The sequence below is a fragment of the Citrobacter sp. Ca225 genome (assembly GCF_030337175.1).
GTDB lineage: Bacteria > Pseudomonadota > Gammaproteobacteria > Enterobacterales > Enterobacteriaceae > Citrobacter_A > Citrobacter_A amalonaticus.
In genome coordinates this window covers 45476-66637 of the sequence record NZ_JAOWCD010000081.1, presented here as the reverse complement: position 1 = coordinate 66637, position 21162 = coordinate 45476, and the positions used below count along the sequence as shown (strand labels likewise).

Below are 21162 nucleotides of genomic sequence, written 5' to 3'. Positions count from 1 at the left end.
CCCCATTATCGCCCGGCGACTTTGGTACGCTTTTTATTGGCGGCTGGCGTCTGACGCTGATGCGCCACCGGCGTGTGTTTGGTCAGCGCCGGACGGGTGTTACGGTTCTGACGGCGCGCTTCGCGCATCTCTTCCAGCGTTGGCGCCGGTACCAGGCACTCACGGCGTCCGCCAATCAGATGCTTTTTCCCCATCTCTTCCAGCGCCTGACGGATCATCGGCCAGTTAGCCGGATCGTGGTAACGCAGCAGCGCTTTATGCAGACGACGCTGCTTATCTCCCTTCGGCACCACCACATCTTCACTCTTATAGCCAATCTTACCCAGCGGGTTTTTGCCGGTGTAATACATGGTGGTCGAGTTGGCCAGCGGCGACGGATAGAAGTTCTGCACCTGATCGAGACGGAAGCGATGTTTCTTCAACCACAGCGCCAGATTCACCATATCCTCGTCACGCGTTCCCGGATGCGCGGAGATGAAGTACGGGATCAGATACTGCTCTTTCCCGGCCTGCTTCGAGTAGAGATCGAACAGTTGTTTGAAGCGGTCATAGCTGCCCATACCCGGCTTCATCATCTTCGACAACGGCCCTTCTTCGGTATGTTCCGGCGCAATCTTCAGATAACCGCCGACGTGGTGGCTCGCCAGCTCTTTGATATAGCGCGGATCTTCCACTGCGATGTCGTAACGCACGCCGGAGGCGATCAGGATCTTCTTGATGCCTTTCAGATCGCGCGCGCGGCGATAGAGGTTAATCGTCGGCTCGTGGTTGGTATCCATATGCGGACAGATATCCGGATAAACACACGACAGACGACGACAGGTCTGTTCTGCGCGCGGTGACTTACAGCGCAGCATATACATGTTGGCCGTCGGTCCGCCGAGATCGGAGATCACGCCGGTAAAACCCGGCACGGTATCGCGGATCGCTTCAATCTCATTGATGATTGAATCTTCAGAACGGCTCTGAATAATGCGTCCTTCGTGTTCGGTGATCGAACAGAACGAGCAACCACCGAAACAGCCGCGCATGATGTTGATCGAGAAACGGATCATCTCGTAGGCCGGGATGCGGCTGTTGCCGTATGCCGGGTGTGGCACGCGCTTATATGGCAGGGCAAAAACGCTGTCCATCTCTTCAGTAGAGAGTGGGATCGCCGGCGGGTTGATCCAGATGTAGCGATCGCCATGCTTTTGCATCAGCGCACGCGCACAGCCTGGGTTGGTTTCATGGTGCAGGATCCGCGAAGCGTGCGCATACAGCACTTTGTCGCCCTTCACTTTTTCAAAGGACGGCAGCAGAACGTAGGTTTTTTCCCACGGTTTCGGACGCGCGGGCTGCACGGTAATAGCTTTCGCTTCCTGCTTTTTCGGGGAAACCGGTTTGTTGTCGGCGCACGGCAAATCTTCACCATACGGATGCGGGATCGGATCGATTTTCCCCGGCGTATCCAGACGCGTGGAATCGACACCGCTCCAGCCAGGCAGCGCTTCTTTCACCATAATCGCCGTGTTACGCACATCGCGGATCTGATCGATGGTTTCACCCATCGCCAGTCGGTGCGCCACTTCCACCAGCGGACGCTCGCCGTTGCCAAACATCAACATGTCGGCTTTTGAATCCACCAGCACGGAACGGCGCACAGTATCAGACCAGTAATCGTAATGCGCGGTACGACGCAGGCTCGCTTCAATACCACCGAGGATCACCGGCACATCTTTCCACGCCTCTTTACAGCGCTGGGTATAGACCAGCGTGGCGCGGTCCGGGCGCTTGCCCGCGACGTTATCCGGCGTGTAGGCATCGTCATGGCGCAGGCGGCGATCGGCAGTGTAGCGGTTGATCATCGAGTCCATGTTGCCAGCGGTTACGCCAAAGAACAGGTTCGGTTTGCCCAGACGCATAAAGTCGTCTTTGCTGTTCCAGTCCGGCTGCGCAATGATGCCGACACGGAAGCCCTGTGCTTCCAGCATTCGACCACAAATCGCCATACCAAAACTCGGGTGATCGACATAGGCGTCGCCGGTTACCAGAATAATGTCGCAGCTATCCCAGCCAAGTTGATCCATTTCGTCGCGTGACATCGGCAAAAAAGGAGCGGGACCAAAACAGGCCGCCCAGTACTGAGGCCAGGAGAAGAGATCTCTGTCTGGCTGGATCAGGGATATTGCGCTCATAGTGCTTCCAAAAATGGTAAAAAAATAATCAAAGGCCGGCGATTATATGCCGGAACGAATGAGAAATCGAAGGATAATCTCTCTCGCATCGTCGCGAGAGAGAGGAGGATTACGCCGCCGGATTCACCAGAATCTGACCGATTGAACCACGGTCCGCCATTTCCAGCGTCTGGCTGTGGAAGTAAAACGGGAAATGCGCCCAGGACGGCTGTCCGTAGTAAACCAGCAGCTCTACCTGCCCATCCACCCAGACGGTATCTTTCCAGCCACGATCTTCCGGGAATGGCATCGCGCCGTTGACGTTACGCACGAGGAACGACACCCCTTCAATATGGAATGACTGCGGCATATCGGCCCGCACCGTCCAGCGCTCCCAGGAACCCTGCTGCGCAGTGATATCAATGCGGTTGACGTCCCATAACTGGCCGTTGATGCCTGGATCGTCGCCCAGACTGATGTCGCGACTGCGAATTGGCGTACCGCTCATGATCTCGGTCGGCAGCAGACGCATCGGCAGGCTGTCGGTCACCAGTGGCAACAGACCGGTTGGGCGCAGCGTTAACACCAGCGTGGACACCAGAATGCTCGACGGTTCAAAGAACCCCCGGATCCGGTCGACAATGCTCGCTGCCTCACCACAGGTAATCGACACTTCATCGCCATTGGTCATATCAACCAGAATTTCGCGGCGCTCGCCGGGTGCCAGCGACAACTGTTTTACCGACACCGGTGCCGGCAAAAAGCCCTGGTCGCCGGAGATAACATGCAGCGCGCGACCGTCGCTCATCTGCAACTGATAACGACGGGAGTTAGAGGCATTCAGCAAACGTAGACGCACCCAGCCGCGGGACACTTCCACGTAAGGGCTTTGGACGCCGTTGACCAACAGCGTATCGCCGACAAAACCGCCGCTGCCAGGCTCGCTGTATTCCGGCGTGCCGAAGTTATCCAGCCGCTTGTCCTGAATAATAATCGGGAAGTCATCGACACCGTAATGGTTGGGGATCGGCAGCGATTTACTGACCTCATCTTCAACCAGCCACATCCCGGCCAGGCCATTATAAACCTGCTGCGCGGTACGGTTCGGCGTATTGGCGTGGTACCACAGCGTGGCGGCGTTCTGACGGATGGGCAGTACCGGCGCCCAGTCCGCGTTTGGCGACATCATGCGCGCCGGACCGCCCATCAGCGGACCCGGCACCTGGAGACCGGCGATAGTCATCGAGACGTTTTCTGCCAGACGGTTACTGTAGATCAGCTTAACGTCATCCCCTTTCCAGACGCGGATCGTCGGCCCGAGATAACGCCCGTTAATCCCCCAGACCGGCGCTCGCGTGCCCTGGGTAAAGGACCAGTGCGAACGCTGCAGCGTCATAAACAGCGGCTGGCCCCGGCGGGACTCCAGTAGCGGCGGAACGGGCAGCGGCTGTTGCTGACCGGCAGCATGGGCCCTCAGCGGAACGGCACCTGCGCACAGCGCGATCCCCGATGCCTGAATGAACTGACGCCGACTGAGTGACATATAAGCTCCATGTAAAACTGGCTAAATTACGGGCAGGAACTCGTTTCCTGCAAAAACTCGTCATACTCCAGGCTGCATGCGCGTTGGCTTGCAGCACGAATGAGTAAGCATTTATCGCTGAATCACACTTTTCCGGCGGCTTCGCGCTCGGCGACTTCTTTATCCAGTTCAGCGATCTTTTGTTCCATCAACGAGCGGCAGTGCGCGGCCAGTTCACGAACCTGATCTTTGCCATACTGACTGATATCCACCGGCGGCAGCATCTCCACAATCACCAGACCATTCTTCAGGCGATTCAGATTAATTTTATTCGAGGTATTGGAAACGCACACCGGAATAATCGGGACGCCGGCCGCAATCGCGGCATGAAACGCCCCGGTTTTAAACGGCAGCAGGCCACGACCCCGGCTGCGGGTGCCTTCCGGAAACATCCAGATGGAGATACGACGCTTTTTAAAATGATTCACCACTTCAGCAATCGTGCCGTGCGCTTTTGCGCGGTTATTACGGTCGATCAGCAGGTTCCCTGTCAGCCAGTAAAGCTGACCAAAAAACGGGATCCACAACAGGCTCTTCTTCCCGACGGTCACGGTGGGCGGCTGCACGATATTCGCGGCGGTCACCATATCGTAGTTATTCTGATGGTTAGCGATATAGATAGCGTTGCCGTAGCTTTCCGCATCCGCGGGTTTACGGCACTCTACCTTCAGGCCGAACAGCGGCGCCAGGCGACCAAACATATGCCCGAAGGTCGCGACGTGTTTTGGGTTACGCGGGCTGAGCAGGCAGTAAAGAGAACCGAAAACACAAACCAGAATGGAATAGATAACGGTAATAATAAGTCGAAAAATAAATAGCATAACAACCTCTGAAGGCCTAAGAGCCCGGGATTCTACGTCACCTGCTATCAGGTTAGGGTATTGTTAATGTGGCTCTCTGGAAAACTGTATTGTTAATCGCGACTCACGAATAAACAACGGTTTTACGGGAAATTTTACTGTCATCCGGCCTGGCGGTATCGTTACAACCGCAGGCCGGATAAGGTATTAACGCCGCCATCCGGCACGATAGTGTTGCCTGATGGCGGCGCGTTGCCTCTTATCAGGCCTACTTATGCCTTCAGGCGTTTAACAGCATTTTACTCTTCGCTGTCGCCACTGCTGGCACGACGCGGCGAATCAATGTCGATGCGATCGATGCGTTGCAAACCGCGCATCAACGTCCCGCGACGGCCGCGCTCGCCGGTCACTTTCTGCAATTCCTCAGGGCGCAGCTTGATTTTGCGTTTCCCGACGTGAATCGTCAGCGTACTTTGCGGCGGCAGAACATACAGTAGCGCCAGCGCATCGTCACCACGCGCCGCATCCGCAGACGGAATGTTGATGATCTTATTCCCTTTGCCTTTCGACAACTGCGGCAGATCGCTGACCGGGAACATCAGCATACGTCCGGCCGTCGTTATCGCCAGCAGCATATCCGTTTCATCTTCAATCACCACCGGCGGCATCACGCGGGCGTTTTCCGGCAGCGTGATGAGTGTCTTACCGGCACGGTTGCGCGCCACCAGATCGTTGAACGTACAGACAAAACCGTAACCCGCATCGGATGCCATCAGCAGTTTCTGCTCATCGCCTTCCATCAGCATGTGCTCAACGGTCGCGCCTGGCGGCAGCGTCAGTTTGCCGGTCAACGGTTCGCCCTGACCGCGCGCCGACGGCAGCGTGATCGGATCAATGGCATAACTACGTCCGGTGGTATCGATAAACACCACTGGCTGGTTGCTCTTCCCTTTCACAGCGGATTTAAAGCTGTCGCCCGCTTTGTAGTTCAGTCCCTGTGCGTCGATGTCATGACCTTTGGCGCTACGCACCCAGCCCATCTGCGACAACACGATCGTCACAGGCTCAGACGGCAGCATGTCGTGTTCGCTCATTGCTTTCGCTTCTTCGCGCTCGCGAAGCGGTGAACGACGATCGTCACCATAGGCGTCGGCATCGGCCTGCAGCTCTTTCTTCAGCAGGGTATTCATTTTGCGTTCAGACGCGAGGATCGCCTGTAGCTGATCGCGTTCTTTCGCCAGTTCATCCTGCTCACCGCGAATCTTCATCTCTTCCAGTTTGGCGAGATGACGCAATTTCAGTTCGAGGATCGCTTCGGCCTGCGTTTCGGTAATACCAAAACGCGACATCAGCGCGGGTTTCGGCTCATCTTCCGTACGGATGATCTCAATGACTTCGTCAATATTGAGAAACGCCACCAGCAAACCTTCCAGGATATGCAGGCGTTTGAGGACTTTCTCGAGGCGATAGTTCAGGCGACGACGCACGGTATCGCGACGGAACGCCAGCCATTCGGTGAGGATCTCCAGCAGGTTTTTCACCGCCGGACGCCCGTCAAGACCGATCATATTAAGGTTAATGCGATAGCTCTTTTCCAGATCGGTGGTGGCAAACAGGTGGTTCATCACCTGTTCCATGTCCACGCGATTGGAACGCGGCACCACCACCAGACGGGTCGGGTTTTCGTGGTCTGACTCATCGCGCAAATCGTCTACCATCGGCAGCTTTTTATTGCGCATCTGGGCGGCGATTTGCTCCAGCACGCGCGCGCCGGAAACCTGGTGCGGCAGCGCGGTAATTACCACCGCGCCGTCTTCTTTCTTCCACACCGCGCGCATGCGCACAGAGCCGCGCCCGTTTTCATAAATTTTACGAATCTCGGCGCGCGGGGTAATGATTTCCGCTTCGGTCGGGTAGTCCGGGCCGTGGACAATATCCAGCACCTCGTCCAGCGTGGTTTTCGGCTGCTCAATCAGGGTGATCGCGGCTTTTGCCACTTCACGCAGGTTGTGCGGCGGAATATCGGTCGCCATGCCGACCGCGATACCGGTTGTACCGTTAAGCAGGATGTTCGGCAGACGCGCAGGCAGCATTTTCGGCTCCTGCATTGTTCCGTCGAAGTTTGGCACCCAGTCAGCGGTTCCCTGGCCGAGTTCACTCAGCAGCAGTTCGGCGTATCTGGACAGGCGGGATTCGGTATAACGCATCGCCGCGAAGGATTTCGGATCGTCCGGCGCCCCCCAGTTCCCCTGGCCATCAACCAGCGGATAACGGTAAGAGAACGGCTGCGCCATCAGCACCATGGCCTCATAGCAGGCGCTGTCTCCGTGCGGGTGGTATTTACCCAACACGTCGCCGACGGTACGGGCGGATTTTTTAAATTTGGCGCTGGCATTCAGCCCCAGCTCTGACATCGCATAGACGATGCGGCGCTGAACGGGTTTCAGACCATCACCAATAAACGGCAACGCCCTGTCCATGATGACGTACATGGAGTAATTCAGATAGGCGTTTTCCGTGAATTCATGCAGCGCAAGGCGCTCTGCCATATCGCTCATTAATCGTGATTCCTCAACTGTAAGCCCGCCAGATACCCGGTATCTTTTCAGGCAATATTGCCGCAGATACTACCTTATCTGACGCGTTGAGTCACAAAGAAAAGGGCCGCGAACGCGGCCCTGACAGGGATTATTTGCTGACTTTACTGATTTGCTTCACGTCAATTTCAACGGAATTCCAGTCTTTATCCACTTCACCCTGAATTTCAACGGTATCCTGCGGGGTAACCGTCACGCCATTCCAGCGTTTGTGGTCGATATCGACATTGATGGTGCCTGTCGCATCTTTAAACAGATAGAGGTCATCGGAAATACGTTCAACGATGTTGCCGCGCAGCGTCACCCAGGTGTCATCACGCAAGGATTTCGCACTTTCTACCGTCGTGCTACTACCGTTAGGCCCCTGGAAGCCGCCGCTCTGCGTTTGCGTCGCGGACGGGCCAGAAAAACCACCCTGCTGCGCGGCCAGAACCGGTGCGGAGCAGAGCGCCATGACGGCAACAATTGCAGCCAGTTTTTTCATGATCATTTCTCCCTTTGATGTCATTTCACATCCATTAAATACGGTAATCCTTAACAAGTTCTTAAGGCAAAAAAAGTCTCTTTTTTGCTGTACATCACGTGCAACATCGCGGTTTACTTGCCTTTATCACAGCGGGTGCAGGGATGAAAATATGCGAATTTTACTGGTTGAAGATGATGCGTTGATTGGTGACGGCATTAAAACCGGGCTGAGTAAAATGGGCTTTAGCGTCGACTGGTTTACCGAAGGTCGTCAGGGAAAAGAAGCGCTCTACAGCGCGCCTTACGACGCGGTGATCCTCGATCTCACGCTGCCGGGAATGGACGGGCGCGATATTCTGCGCGACTGGCGCGAACAGGGAAAGCGCGAGCCGGTGCTGATCCTCACCGCACGCGATGCGCTGGCCGAACGCGTCGAAGGGCTTCGACTCGGGGCCGATGATTATCTGTGTAAACCCTTTGCACTGATAGAAGTCGCCGCCAGACTGGAGGCGCTGATGCGTCGCGCCAGCGGTCAGGCCAGCAGTGAATTACGCCATGGGCGAGTGAGCTTACGTCCCGGCGATCGGGTCGCGACGCTGGCGGGTGAGCCATTGATACTCAAGCCAAAAGAGTTCGCGCTTCTGGAATTGCTGATGCGTAATAAAGGTCGCGTGCTGCCGCGCAAGCTCATTGAAGAGAAGCTGTATAACTGGGACGAAGAGGTCACCAGCAATGCCGTTGAAGTGCACGTCCACCATCTGCGGCGCAAACTGGGCAGCGATTTCATTCGCACCGTTCACGGCATCGGCTATACGCTTGGCGAGGTATCATCGTGACCCAGCGACTCAGCCTGCGCGTCAGGCTTACCCTCATTTTTCTGATTCTGTCAGCCATTACCTGGGCGGCATCGAGTTTTGTCGCCTGGAAAAAAACAACGGATAACGTCGATGAACTGTTTGATACCCAGCTGATGCTCTTCGCCAAACGCCTGGTTACGCTCGATATCAATGAACTGCACGCCACCGAACGGATGGCGCATACGCCAAAGAAATTCAAACACGGTCATGTTGATGATGATGCGCTGACCTTTGCCGTCTACACCACGGACGGCAAGATGGTGCTGCACGACGGCGATAATGGTCAGAACATCCCCTATAGCTACCGCCGGGAAGGCTTTGATGACGGCAAGTTAAATGGCGATGACGATAAATGGCGTTTTATCTGGCTGACTTCCTCCGATGGTAAGTACCGCATCGTGGTCGGTCAGGAGTGGGAATACCGTGAAGATATGGCGCTGGCGATTGTGACGGCGCAACTGATTCCCTGGCTTATCGCCCTGCCGCTGATGCTGCTGTTGTTGATTATGCTGCTGCATCGGGAGCTCATGCCGCTTAAAAAGCTGGCGCAGGCGTTGCGTCTGCGCGATCCGGAATCCAGCGAGCCGCTCAGCTCACACGGCGTCCCGAGTGAAGTGCGCCCGCTGGTCGAATCGCTCAACCAGCTTTTTACCCGTACCCATAAGATGATGGTGCGCGAACGGCGCTTTACCTCAGACGCCGCCCACGAACTGCGTAGTCCGTTAACGGCGCTAAAAGTCCAGACGGAGGTGGCGCAGCTTTCTGATGATGATCCGCAAGCACGCGAGAAAGCGCTGATGCAACTCCATACGGGCATCGATCGTGCCACGCGTCTGGTCGACCAGTTGCTGACGCTTTCCCGTCTCGACTCGCTGGATAACCTGCAGGACGTCGCCACGCTCTCTCTTGAGGAAGTGCTTCAGTCTGCGGTAATGGACATCTGGCAACCCGCGCAGCAGGCGCAGATTGATGTGCGTTTGCAGATCAACGCTCATAATGTGACGCACACCGGGCAACCGCTACTGCTCAGTTTGCTGGTGCGCAATCTGCTGGATAACGCCATCCGCTACAGCCCCAAAGGTAGCGAGGTGGATGTCACGCTTGACGCCCGGCAGTTTACGGTCAGAGACAACGGCCCCGGCGTCACGGCAGAAGTCTTGCCTCACATTGGCGAACGCTTTTATCGCCCGCCCGGACAGCAGGTTACCGGCAGCGGACTGGGCCTGTCGATTGTCCGTCGCATTGCAGCCCTGCACACAATGACAGTGTCGTTTGACAATGCGCCAGACGGGGGTTTTATCGCGACAGTGAAGTGGTAATCGTCGATTATTGCACCAGATGCAAAAGACTTTGCACATTTTGCTAATTTCACCCTACCGGCTGTTGACGTAAAATTAGCCTCAAACGCATTTCAGAGGATTAATAATGAGCAACATCCTGATTATCAACGGCGCGAAAAAATTCGCACACTCCAACGGCCAATTGAACGACACCCTGACTGAAGTCGCCGACGGCACTCTGCGCGACCTCGGGCATAGCGTCAAAATCGTCCGCGCTGACAGCGATTACGACGTGAAAGAAGAAGTGCAGAACTTCGTCTGGGCGGACGTGGTTATCTGGCAAATGCCAGGCTGGTGGATGGGTGCGCCGTGGACCGTGAAAAAATACATTGATGACGTGTTCACCGAAGGCCACGGCACACTGTATGCCAGCGATGGTCGTACCCGCTCAGATGCTTCGAAGAAATACGGCTCCGGCGGTCTGATTCAGGGGAAAAAATACATGCTTTCTCTGACCTGGAACGCACCGATGGAAGCCTTCACCGATAAAGATCAGTTTTTCCACGGCGTGGGCGTTGATGGCGTTTATCTGCCGTTCCATAAGGCGAATCAATTCCTTGGAATGGAAGCGCTGCCGACCTTTATTACCAATGACGTCATTAAAATGCCGGATGTACCACGTTCTGTTGCAGAATATCGCGAGCATCTGCAGGCGATTTTTGGTTAACTGGTAACCTGGAATTAGAAGGAGTTAACCATGCTTACAGTTATTGCTGAAATCCGCACCCGTCCGGGACAACATCACCGTCAGGCCGTCCTCGATCAGTTTGCGAAAATTGTTCCAACCGTACTGAAAGAAGAAGGCTGCCACGGCTACGCGCCGATGGTAGATCATGCGGCAAACGTGAGTTTTCAGACCATGGCGCCTGATTCAATCGTGATGATTGAGCAGTGGGAAAGCATCGCGCATCTTGAAGCGCACCTGCAAACCCCGCATATGAAAGCCTACAGCGAAGCCGTTAAGGGCGATGTGCTGGAGATGAATATTCGTATTCTGGAATCCGGTATTTAAACATACCGCGTTGCGCCGGGTCAGCCATTAGTGTCAGACCCGGCAACAGCGACCTCAGGGCAACGCTTTTTTCAATCTCCGTACCGCTTCTTCAAGCTCATCCGCCGTTGGTGTCGCAAAAGACATCCGTAGCGTCCGTTTGTCCGGCTTATCACAGAAGAAGAACTCTCCCGGTACGAATACCACTTTTTCCTGCAGTGTGCGGGAAAGCCATGCCGTGGTATCAAAATCATCACGGAACGTCCCCCACAGGAACATCCCACCCTGCGGCATATGGAATGAGATATGCTCGCCCAGTTCACTGCGAATCGCGTCCGCCAGCAAATAGCACTTCTCACGGTACGCCTGACGAATGAGCTGAATTTGATCGTCCAGACGGCCTAACGTCAAATAGCTGGCGGCCATTGCCTGCGAATGCGCGCTGGTATGCAGATCGGTCGCCTGTTTAACGATGGTCGCTTTTTGTCTGATCCATTCCGGCAGTACCACCCAACCCACACGCAGGCCTGGAGCCAGAATCTTGGAAAAAGTCGAGGTATAAATCACCTGCTCAGGGCATCCGCTCTCTCGGGCATGCTGGAACAGCGTTTTATAGGTCTCGCCGGTGAAATTGATTTCACCGTAGGGATCGTCTTCGATGATGGCAAAGTCATGCTGTTTCGCCAGTTGAACCAACTTCTGACGACGGGAATCACTAAGAACCACGCCACCGGGGTTACCGAACGTCGGCACGATGTACACAAACTTGATCGTGTTGTTCTGCAGCAAAACTTCCAGATCGTCTACGATCATGCCGTCTTTATCGGTACCGACAGACAGAATATCCGCCTGAGACAGTTGCAGCACCTGCAAGGCGGCAAGATAGGTCGGACGTTCGACGACCACTTTGTCGCCCGGATTGATCAGCGTTCTCACCAGAATATCCAGCGACTGCTGGGACCCATTGGTCACCAGAATGGCGTCGGACGCAGTCTGAATGCCTCGCTTCTGACACAACTGAGCGATCGCTTCCCGCAGAGGCGGAAAACCTTCACTCAGACCATACTGGAACGCATCCAGAAACTGGTTTTCCATCATGTTACGCGTGGCCATTTCCAGCCCTGTATTATCAAACAGTTCCGGGCTGGGAATGCCGCCGCCCAGCGATATCACGCCAGGCATTTTGCTATGTTTGAGTAATTCCCTGATAGCGGAGGGTTTAAGGGCATCGACGCTCTTAGACAGATGTGTGTTGTTCATCCTGTTTCCTTATTATGTATTTTTGGCGTCCATCCCCGGTCAGTGCCATAACGTCAATCCGCGTTCTCGCCTCGATTGAGCCTAATAGACCTCTCTGGCAAGATCAATCAGATATCCTGAAAGCAAAAGGGTAAGCCATCATGGCTTACCCTTTTTATTAACAATGAAACGTATAATTACCCGTCGATATCTGCGAGGTCGCCTTTTTCCTGCAACCAGTTACGGCGATCTTCAGAGCGTTTCTTCGCCAGCAGCATATCCATCATGGCGTTAGTGCGCTGATCGTCCTCATCATCAATGACGAGCTGGACCAGACGACGCGTGTTGGGATCCAGCGTGGTTTCACGCAACTGCATCGGGTTCATTTCACCCAGTCCTTTAAAGCGCTGTACGTTTGGCTTGCCTTTCTTGCGCTTCAACTGTTCCAGTACGCCCGCTTTCTCTTCTTCCGTCAGCGCGTAATAAACCTCTTTGCCGAGGTCAATTCGGTACAACGGCGGTAGCGCGACGTAGACGTGTCCATGTTTCACCAGCGTGCGGAAATGCTTCACAAACAGCGCGCACAGTAGCGTGGCGATGTGCAGACCATCGGAGTCCGCATCCGCCAGGATACAGATCTTACCGTAACGTAACTGGCTCAGATCGTCGCTGTCCGGATCGATGCCGATCGCGACAGAAATATCGTGCACTTCCTGTGAGGCCAGTACTTCATCAGAAGAGACTTCCCAGGTGTTCAGGATCTTACCCTTCAGCGGCATGATCGCCTGATATTCACGATCGCGCGCCTGCTTGGCGGAGCCGCCCGCCGAGTCCCCTTCCACCAGGAACAGTTCGGTACGATTCAGATCCTGCGCGGTACAGTCCGCCAGTTTTCCCGGCAGCGCCGGACCGCTGGTCAGCTTTTTACGCACCACTTTTTTCGCCGCGCGCAGTCGGCGCTGAGCGCTGGAGATCACCATCTCCGCTAACTGCTCGGCTGACTGGACGTTCTGGTTCAGCCACAGGCTGAAGGCATCTTTCACCACACCAGAGACGAACGCTGCACACTGACGCGACGACAAACGTTCTTTGGTCTGTCCGGCAAACTGTGGATCCTGCATTTTCACCGACAGCACGTAGGCGCAGCGATCCCAGATATCTTCCGCTGAGAGCTTCACGCCGCGCGGCAGAATGTTGCGGTATTCGCAGAACTCACGCATCGCGTCGAGCAGCCCCTGACGCAGACCATTGACGTGCGTCCCGCCCTGCATGGTCGGGATCAGGTTCACGTAGCTTTCGGTCAGCAGTTCGCCGCCTTCCGGCAACCACAGCAGCGCCCAGTCGACCGTTTCCGTGTCACCGGAAAAATTGCCGATGAACGGTTTTTCCGGCAGCGTCGGCAGGCCGTTTACCGCTTCGCGCAGATAATCGTTCAGGCCATCCTGATAGCACCAGCGCTGTTCGCTGTTATTAACTTCATCTTTAAAGGTGATTTCAACGCCAGGGCACAGCACAGCTTTGGCTTTCAGCACGTGCGTTAAGCGCGAGACAGAAAAACGCGGGCTGTCGAAAAAGGTTTCGTCAGGCCAGAAATGGACGCTGGTGCCGGTATTACGCTTGCCGCAGGTGCCAACAACCTGCAAATCCTGAACCTTGTCGCCGTTCTCAAACGCAATGTTATACACCTGACCATCACGACGCACGTTCACTTCCACGCGCTTCGACAGAGCGTTGACCACGGAGATCCCTACGCCGTGCAGGCCGCCGGAGAACTGATAGTTCTTGTTCGAGAACTTGCCGCCCGCGTGCAGCCGACAGAGGATCAGTTCAACCGCCGGAACGCCCTCTTCCGGGTGAATGTCCACGGGCATGCCGCGACCGTCGTCGATAACTTCCAGAGATTGATCGGCATGTAAAATCACATCCACGCGTTTCGCGTGGCCCGCCAGTGCTTCATCGACACTGTTATCAATCACTTCCTGCCCAAGATGGTTAGGGCGGGTCGTATCGGTATACATCCCTGGGCGACGGCGTACCGGCTCAAGCCCAGTGAGTACCTCAATGGCATCAGCGTTATAAGTTTGCGTCATGGTTTTAATAGCAATTCGAAATGATTGTCAGCAACTGTGCAGTCCAAGGAAATCGACAATCGGGTTGAAATAATCTTCGAAGCCCGTGAATGCATGGTTTCCACCTTCAATAACAGTCTGGCGGCATGAGGCGTAATACGCCACTGCCTGGCGGTAGTCCAGCACTTCATCTCCCGTCTGTTGCAGCAGCCAGATTAAATCCGACGCTTCCAGCGGGTCGATCTGCATGACTTTAAGATCGTAAATATGGCGTGACTCTAGCACATATTGCTGCCCCGTGTAGGGGTTCTCGTTCTGACCGAGGTAGTCAGTCAACAGTTCAAATGGCCGGACAGCCGGGTTGACGACAACCGCGGGCAGCATAAAGCACTGTGACAGCCAGGTGGCGTAATAACCGCCTAATGATGATCCCACCACGCCCAGCGCCTCGCCGCCATGCTCCAGTACGATAGACTCCAGCATCTCTGCGGCATCGGCCGGATACGGCGGCAGCTGCGGCACAACCATCTCGACATGAGGATAGTGTTCGTGCAGCCAGTTTTTCAGCAGGCAGGCCTTCGCCGAACGGGGCGAGCTATTGAAGCCGTGCAGGTAAAGAAGCGTAGACATCAGTAGCCTTCAGAAGCGGTATCAGGTCGGAACTCAGTCCCTTGCAAACGACAGACGTCTGTTTTCAACGTACCGTCGGCAAACAGCTCCAGCGTACGCCAGCCAGGGCCGATGCTATCAAGGGTAAAGTTCGCACAATGGGGTTTGAACTGAACGCAGGTGGAGGGCGTCGCCAGCAGACGGCGGCCATTCCAGTCGAGATCCAGTTCCTGATGAATATGCCCGCAAAGCAGATATTTCACGCGCGGATAATTCACCAGCACGTTGTCCAGTTCCGCCGCGTTACGCAGGCTGTGTTGATCCAGCCAACTGCATCCCGCAGGCATGGGGTGATGATGCAGAAGCAACAGAGTGTGACGCTCAGGGGCCGCAGCAAGTTTACGCTCCAGCCACTCGAGCTGAAATTCGCTCAGTTCACCGTGAGGTACGCCGAAGACCTGACTGTCCAGCAGCAGAATTTGCCACTGCTCGCCAACCATGACGCATTTTGCAGGGGAGATCCCCGCCTCTTGTAATGCGCTATACATCGCAGGCTGGAAGTCATGATTACCGGGCAACCAAACGCAAGGCGCACGAAAGCTTGCGATGCCTTCAGCAAAATGCTGATAAGCCGCAGCGGTTTGATCCTGAGCTAAATCACCTGTCGCCACGATCAGATCGTATTCCTGCCCCTCGGCATGAATGGCATCCAACACGGCCTGGTAGCTTTCCCAGGTGTTTACGCCCAATAGCGTTTCGTGCTTTTCGGCAAACAGGTGAGTATCAGTAATTTGTAAGATCCTGACCCTGGCCTCACCAGCCAGAGAAAGGTTTAACAGGCTTTCCAAATGGTGTCCTTAGGTTTCACGACGCTAGTAAACCGGAATCGCCATCGCTCCATGTGCTAAGCAGTATCGCAGCCAATCGGCCAGAAACTGATTAATTTGATGCTTTTCGTCGCGTTGATGCAACTTTTTATTTGGATAATCATACCGTGCTTTGAAGCGAAAGATCTGCTGACTTGAACACACTTCGGCGACCATTGCGTCATGGTAGAGCCGTACAGTCAGTGACGGCAGGCTCCAGTAGGTGATGGTCGGCGCCGTCTGCTCGATGGTCACCAGCGTGGTGTATCGGGTCGATTCAACGATCGTAATCCGATATTGTGCGTTGCCCACCTGGTAACTCACCGTTTCGCCAGGCGCATCATTACGCGGCAGCAGACGTCGCAGTTGCGAAAAGTTCGTTTCGCAAAGACGCATCATTTCAGGGAAGTCAGGTGTATAGCGCTTCATTTTTTCCACTCGTTTATTAGCTCTTTATAGTGCAGTTGCAGCCATTGCAGGGCGATGACCGAAGCCGCGTTATCAATTTTCCCCTCTTCTACCCAACGGTAAGCCTGCTCCCGGCTTACCACATGAACCCGAATGTCTTCGTTTTCATCAGCCAGACCGTGAATCCCGTTTGCGGTCGTGGCGTCCACTTCACCCACCATAATTGACGAGCGCTCACTGGTGCCGCCAGGGCTTGCCAGAAAACTGAGCACCGGTTTCGTCCGTTTTACCTCAATGCCGGCCTCTTCCATCGCTTCACGGCGGGCCACATCCTCAACGCTTTCACCCTCTTCGATCATCCCGGCCACCATTTCCAGTAGCCACGGCGTTTCACTGGTGTCATAGGCCGCGATGCGCACCTGCTCAACTAACACCACTTCATCCCGCTCAGGGTCAAAGGGTAGCAAGACTGCCGCATGGCCGCGCTCAAAAATTTCTCTACGCACTTCCTGGCTCATTTCACCGTTGAACAAACGGTGGCGAAAGCGATAAAGATCCAGCGAAAAAAAACCGCGATATAGCGTTTCTCGTGCAATAATTTCTACATCGTTTTTGGCGAAAGTTACTGGCGAGTTGCCTGATTTGCGCATTGTGCCGTCCTGTACCAATAGTGATTTAAATGTGAATTTCAAGGGCGTTTGACTGCCGTTTCATCGACCTTGTGGTAAATTGGTGCAAATTAACGCCTGATGGCACAGAACGCCAACTTTTTGCGGTGGCGGATTCTGCTAGAATCAGCAATTATTTTTAAAATTTGATCAGCGCTAAATACTGCTTCACAACAAGGAATGCAAATGAAGAAATTGCTCCCCATCCTTATCGGCCTGAGCCTGTCGGGGTTCAGCACACTGAGCCAGGCAGAGAACCTGATGCAAGTTTATCAGCAAGCACGCCTGAGCAACCCGGAATTGCGTAAATCCGCCGCCGATCGCGATGCTGCATTCGAAAAAATCAACGAAGCACGTAGTCCTTTACTGCCTCAACTGGGCTTAGGTGCCGATTACACCTACAGCAACGGCTACCGCGATGCTAACGGCGTGAACTCAAATGCCACCAGCGCGTCCTTGCAATTAACGCAGACCCTTTTCGATATGTCGAAATGGCGTGCGCTGACCCTGCAGGAAAAATCGGCGGGTATTCAGGACGTGACTTTCCAGACGGACCAGCAGACGCTGATCCTCAACACCGCGAGCGCCTATTTTAAAGTGCTGAACGCCATTGACGTTCTCTCTTACACCCAGGCGCAGAAAGAGGCGATTTATCGTCAGTTGGATCAAACCACCCAGCGTTTCAACGTGGGTCTGGTGGCCATCACTGACGTGCAAAACGCCCGTTCGCAATACGATACCGTGCTGGCCAACGAAGTGACCGCCCGTAACGATCTCGACAATGCGGTTGAAGAACTGCGTCAGGTTACCGGCAACTACTACCCGGAGCTGGCATCGCTGAACGTTGACAGCTTCAAAACCGACAAGCCGCAGGCGGTGAACGCCCTGCTGAAAGAAGCCGAAAACCGCAACCTGACGTTGTTACAGGCGCGTCTGAGCCAGGATCTGGCACGTGAGCAGATTCGCCAGGCGCAGGATGGTCACCTGCCAACGCTGGACTTAACTGCCTCTACCGGCGTATCTGATACCTCCTACAGTGGTTCGAAAACCCGCGGCAGCGCGGTAGGCTCCCAGTATGACGACAGCAACATGGGCCAGAACAAAGTCGGCCTGAGCTTCTCGCTGCCGATTTATCAGGGCGGGATGGTGAACTCGCAGGTGAAACAGGCGCAATACAACTTTGTTGGCGCCAGTGAGCAACTGGAAAGTGCCCACCGTAGCGTAGTGCAGACCGTACGTTCTTCCTTCAACAATATCAATGCGTCAATCAGCAGCATTAACGCGTACAAACAAGCGGTGGTTTCCGCCCAGAGCTCATTAGACGCGATGGAAGCAGGCTACTCCGTGGGTACACGTACTATCGTTGATGTATTGGATGCGACCACCACGCTGTACAACGCCAAGCAGCAACTGGCGAATGCGCGTTATAACTACCTGATCAACCAGCTGAATATCAAGTCAGCGCTGGGTACGTTGAACGAGCAGGATCTGGTGGCGCTGAACAACACGTTGGGCAAACCGATCTCCACCTCGCCGGAACACGTCGCGCCGGAAACCCCGCAGATGGACGCGAACGCTGACGGCTATGCCGCCAACGCGACAGCGCCCGCCACGCAACCGGCGTCGGTACGTTCTTCCAGCAGCAACGGTAAAAATCCGTTCCGTAATTAAACGCGATGACGGGGCTGCGGCCCCGTCTGAACGTAAGGCAACGTAAAGATCCCGCCATTGTTCCGCATTCCCGCCTCTTCTCGCTTCATTTTCAACCACTCATCCTCTATCCTGAGCAGTAATAACCACTGGGTCCAGGAAAGACGAAAATGAAACGGACAAAATCCATCCATCACGCCTCGTTCCGCAAAAGCTGGAGCGCACGCCATCTGACGCCTGTGGCGTTAGCCGTTACCGCTGTGTTTATGCTGGCGGGCTGTGAGAAAAGCGATGAAACCGTATCGCTGTATCAGAATGCGGATGACTGCTCGGCAGCCAATCCGGGTAAAAGTGCAGAATGTACCACCACATACAACAATGCGCTGAAAGAAGCGGAACGTACCGCGCCAAAATATGCCACTCGCGAAGATTGTATCGCTGAGTTCGGTGAAGGCCAGTGTCAGCAAGCCCCTGCTCAGGCAGGCATGGCGCCAGAAGCGCAGGCACAGCAGTCCAGCGGCAGTTTCTGGATGCCGCTGATGGCGGGTTATATGATGGGCCGCATGATGGGCGGCGGCGCGGGCTTTGCGCAGCAACCGCTGTTCAGCTCGAAAAACCCGGCCAGCCCGGCTTACGGTAAATACACCGATGCGGGTGGTAAAAACTACGGCGCCGCACAGCCTGGTCGTACGATGACGGTTCCTAAAACCGCCATGGCGCCGAAACCGGCAACCACCTCTACCGTAACGCGCGGCGGCTTCGGTGAATCTGTAGCCAAACAGAGCGCCATGCAGCGTAGCGCAAGCGGCACCTCCACGCGTTCAATGGGTGGCTGATACGCATGGAAAGAGTCAGTATTACCGAACGCCCGGACTGGCGCGATAAAGCCACGGAATACGGTTTTAATTTTCACACCATGTACGGCGAACCGTACTGGTGTGAAGATGCCTATTACAAACTCACGCTGGCCCAGGTTGAAAAGCTGGAAGATGTGACCGCTGAGCTGCACCAGATGTGTCTCAAGGTGGTCGAGAAAGTGATCGCCAGCGACGAACTAATGACCAAATTCCGTATTCCTAAGCACACCTGGGGCTTTGTTCGTCAGTCCTGGCAGACAAACCAGCCGTCGCTCTACTCGCGTCTTGATCTGGCGTGGGATGGCTCTGGCGAACCGAAGCTGCTGGAGAACAACGCCGATACTCCGACCTCGCTGTACGAAGCGGCGTTTTTCCAGTGGATCTGGCTTGAAGATCAGATCAATGCGGGCAATCTGCCGGAAGGCAGCGACCAGTTTAACAGCCTGCAGGAAAAGCTCATCGAGCGCTTCGCCGAGCTGCGTGAGCAGTACGGCTTCCAGCTTCTGCATCTGACCTGCTGTCGTGATACGGTTGAAGATCGCGGCACCATTCAGTATCTGCAGGATTGTGCAGCGGAAGCGGAGATCGCCACTGAATTCCTCTATATTGAAGATATTGGGCTGGGTGAAAAAGGTCAGTTCACGGATTTACAGGATCAGGTGATAGCCAACCTGTTCAAACTCTATCCGTGGGAGTTTATGCTGCGCGAGATGTTTTCCACTAAGCTGGAAGACGCTGGCGTGCGCTGGCTGGAGCCGGCCTGGAAAAGCATTATCTCCAACAAGGCGCTGTTGCCGCTGCTGTGGGAAATGTTCCCGAACCATCCGAACCTGCTTCCCGCTTATTTCGCCGAAGACGATTATCCGCAGATGGAAAAATTCGTCGTGAAACCGATCTTCTCGCGTGAAGGCGCAAACGTCTCCATTATCGAGAACGGTAAAACAATCGAAGCAGTGGAAGGACCGTACGGTGAAGAAGGCATGATCGTACAGCAGTTTCATCAACTGCCGAAATTTGGCGACAGTTATATGCTGATCGGTAGCTGGTTGATCAACGATCAGCCTGCCGGGATCGGTATTCGCGAAGACAGAGCGCTGATCACTCAGGATCTGTCCCGCTTCTACCCGCATATTTTTGTCGAGTAATTGAGAACGCCGGGTGGCGACTCCGCCTTACCCGGCATTAATCATCCCACCTGTACCGACAGCATACTCAGGCTGCCCATCTCGATACCATCAACCGGGATCGTCATCGGTTCTTTACCATCCCATGCGCCCAGCACATACAGCAGCGGCAGATAGTGATCCGGTGTCGGGTTCGACAGTGAGCCGCCTTCATGATCGAGATAATTGACCAACGGATGCTGCTCAACCGGTCCCTGCCAGCTCAGGTTCGCTTTGACAAAATCATTGAACGATGTCGCCCACGGATACGGGTTATTATCGCCGTGCCAGCGCGCCGTGCGCAGGTTATGCACTACGTTGCCGCTGGCCACCAGCATGATGCCTTCATCACGCAGCGCCGCCAGTTTACGCCCGATTTCAAAATGCCAGGCCGCCGGTTTGGTGCTATCAATGCTCAACTGCACCATGGGGATATCGGCATTCGGGTACATCTTTATCAGCACACCCCAGGAACCGTGGTCAAAGCCCCAGGCTTCTTTGTCGAGCGCAACCGGCACCGGTGCAAGCAAATCAACCAGGTGCTGCGCCAGTTCAGGTGAGCCGGGCGCCGGGTAATGCGTGTCGTACAACGCCTGCGGGAAACCGCCGAAATCATGAATGGTCTTAGGCGCTTCCATCGCGGTGACGCCGGTACCTCGGGTGTACCAGTGGGCAGACACCACCACAATCGCTTTCGGACGCGGCAGTGTCTCCCCAAGCTGCTGCCAGGCGCGGGTATACAGGTTATCTTCCAGAACGTTCATCGGACTGCCGTGTCCCAAAAACAATGCTGGCATACGAATTGAAGACATGATGATATCCTTACTCAGGGAGTCATTTTGATG

The 21162-nt window shown here is 54.9% G+C and carries 19 protein-coding genes; 7 read left to right on the top strand and 12 right to left on the bottom strand.

The features are described 5' to 3' along the window. Positions 1 to 5: 5 nt before the first annotated feature. From OGW13_RS15210 to OGW13_RS15190, 5 genes are all read right to left on the bottom strand, one after another. Positions 6 to 2177, bottom strand: coding sequence for a YgiQ family radical SAM protein (locus OGW13_RS15210; RefSeq protein ID WP_044265606.1), 2172 nt, complete (start codon positions 2175 to 2177; stop codon positions 6 to 8). Between the two features lie 109 nt (positions 2178 to 2286). Continuing rightward, positions 2287 to 3699, bottom strand: a complete 1413-nt coding sequence (gene ftsP, locus OGW13_RS15205; RefSeq protein ID WP_042998158.1) for a cell division protein FtsP — start codon at positions 3697 to 3699, stop codon at positions 2287 to 2289. A gap of 122 nt (positions 3700 to 3821) precedes the next feature. Beyond that, complete coding sequence (plsC, locus tag OGW13_RS15200) at positions 3822 to 4559, bottom strand: 1-acylglycerol-3-phosphate O-acyltransferase (RefSeq protein ID WP_042998159.1); 738 nt, start codon at positions 4557 to 4559, stop codon at positions 3822 to 3824. Between the two features lie 278 nt (positions 4560 to 4837). After that, positions 4838 to 7096, bottom strand: a complete 2259-nt coding sequence (gene parC / locus OGW13_RS15195) for a DNA topoisomerase IV subunit A (RefSeq protein ID WP_061070588.1) — start codon at positions 7094 to 7096, stop codon at positions 4838 to 4840. A 130-nt stretch (positions 7097 to 7226) separates the two neighbouring features. Then, entirely contained in the window at positions 7227 to 7619 is a 393-nt protein-coding gene (locus OGW13_RS15190; protein WP_042324346.1) for a YgiW/YdeI family stress tolerance OB fold protein, read from the bottom strand. A gap of 151 nt (positions 7620 to 7770) precedes the next feature. On the opposite strand from OGW13_RS15190, the gene qseB reads away from it, so the two are divergent. The 4 genes from qseB (at position 7771) to OGW13_RS15170 (ending at position 10809) form a co-directional block, all read left to right on the top strand. Then, on the top strand, positions 7771 to 8436 hold the full coding sequence (gene qseB / locus OGW13_RS15185; RefSeq protein ID WP_044265600.1) for a quorum sensing response regulator transcription factor QseB: 666 nt from the start codon (positions 7771 to 7773) through the stop codon (positions 8434 to 8436). Further along, positions 8427 to 9776, top strand: coding sequence for a quorum sensing histidine kinase QseC (gene qseC / locus OGW13_RS15180; RefSeq protein ID WP_044255737.1), 1350 nt, complete (start codon positions 8427 to 8429; stop codon positions 9774 to 9776). Before qseB ends, qseC begins: the two co-directional genes overlap by 10 nt. Positions 9777 to 9882: 106 nt before the next feature. Continuing rightward, complete coding sequence (locus tag OGW13_RS15175; protein ID WP_044329019.1) at positions 9883 to 10464, top strand: NAD(P)H-dependent oxidoreductase; 582 nt, start codon at positions 9883 to 9885, stop codon at positions 10462 to 10464. Between the two features lie 30 nt (positions 10465 to 10494). Beyond that, a complete protein-coding gene (locus OGW13_RS15170) occupies positions 10495 to 10809 on the top strand; it encodes a putative quinol monooxygenase (RefSeq protein WP_042998164.1) in 315 nt (104 codons plus the stop codon). A gap of 54 nt (positions 10810 to 10863) precedes the next feature. Here OGW13_RS15170 and OGW13_RS15165 read toward each other — a convergent pair whose 3' ends face one another. The 6 genes from OGW13_RS15165 to nudF form a co-directional block, all read right to left on the bottom strand. Next, the gene (locus tag OGW13_RS15165) at positions 10864 to 12048 is read right to left on the bottom strand and encodes an aminotransferase-like domain-containing protein (protein WP_109739825.1); all 1185 of its coding nucleotides are present in this window, start codon (positions 12046 to 12048) and stop codon (positions 10864 to 10866) included. A 176-nt stretch (positions 12049 to 12224) separates the two neighbouring features. Continuing rightward, positions 12225 to 14117 (bottom strand): DNA topoisomerase IV subunit B, encoded by a 1893-nt coding sequence (gene parE, locus OGW13_RS15160; RefSeq protein WP_042998166.1) that lies wholly within the window; start codon positions 14115 to 14117, stop codon positions 12225 to 12227. Between the two features lie 27 nt (positions 14118 to 14144). Continuing rightward, positions 14145 to 14726, bottom strand: a complete 582-nt coding sequence (gene yqiA, locus OGW13_RS15155) for an esterase YqiA (protein ID WP_042998167.1) — start codon at positions 14724 to 14726, stop codon at positions 14145 to 14147. Beyond that, complete coding sequence (gene cpdA / locus OGW13_RS15150; RefSeq protein ID WP_042998168.1) at positions 14726 to 15553, bottom strand: 3',5'-cyclic-AMP phosphodiesterase; 828 nt, start codon at positions 15551 to 15553, stop codon at positions 14726 to 14728. Before cpdA ends, yqiA begins: the two co-directional genes overlap by 1 nt. Positions 15554 to 15577: 24 nt before the next feature. Further along, complete coding sequence (locus OGW13_RS15145) at positions 15578 to 16000, bottom strand: DUF1249 family protein (RefSeq protein WP_042998169.1); 423 nt, start codon at positions 15998 to 16000, stop codon at positions 15578 to 15580. Next, positions 15997 to 16629, bottom strand: coding sequence for an ADP-ribose diphosphatase (gene nudF / locus OGW13_RS15140; RefSeq protein WP_042998170.1), 633 nt, complete (start codon positions 16627 to 16629; stop codon positions 15997 to 15999). Before nudF ends, OGW13_RS15145 begins: the two co-directional genes overlap by 4 nt. Before the next feature lie 204 nt (positions 16630 to 16833). Between nudF and tolC the strand changes: the two genes are divergently transcribed. From tolC to OGW13_RS15125, 3 genes are all read left to right on the top strand, one after another. Continuing rightward, positions 16834 to 18318: an outer membrane channel protein TolC gene (tolC, locus tag OGW13_RS15135; protein WP_042998171.1), complete on the top strand. Its 1485-nt coding sequence runs from the start codon at positions 16834 to 16836 to the stop codon at positions 18316 to 18318. Between the two features lie 149 nt (positions 18319 to 18467). Beyond that, positions 18468 to 19133: a DUF1190 family protein gene (locus tag OGW13_RS15130; RefSeq protein ID WP_042998172.1), complete on the top strand. Its 666-nt coding sequence runs from the start codon at positions 18468 to 18470 to the stop codon at positions 19131 to 19133. A 5-nt stretch (positions 19134 to 19138) separates the two neighbouring features. Further along, positions 19139 to 20299, top strand: coding sequence for a glutathionylspermidine synthase family protein (locus tag OGW13_RS15125; RefSeq protein ID WP_042998173.1), 1161 nt, complete (start codon positions 19139 to 19141; stop codon positions 20297 to 20299). 41 nt (positions 20300 to 20340) lie between these two features. On the opposite strand, the gene ygiD is transcribed toward OGW13_RS15125, so the two are convergent. Next, complete coding sequence (ygiD, locus tag OGW13_RS15120; protein ID WP_042998174.1) at positions 20341 to 21129, bottom strand: 4,5-DOPA-extradiol-dioxygenase; 789 nt, start codon at positions 21127 to 21129, stop codon at positions 20341 to 20343. Between the last annotated feature and the right edge of the window lie 33 nt (positions 21130 to 21162).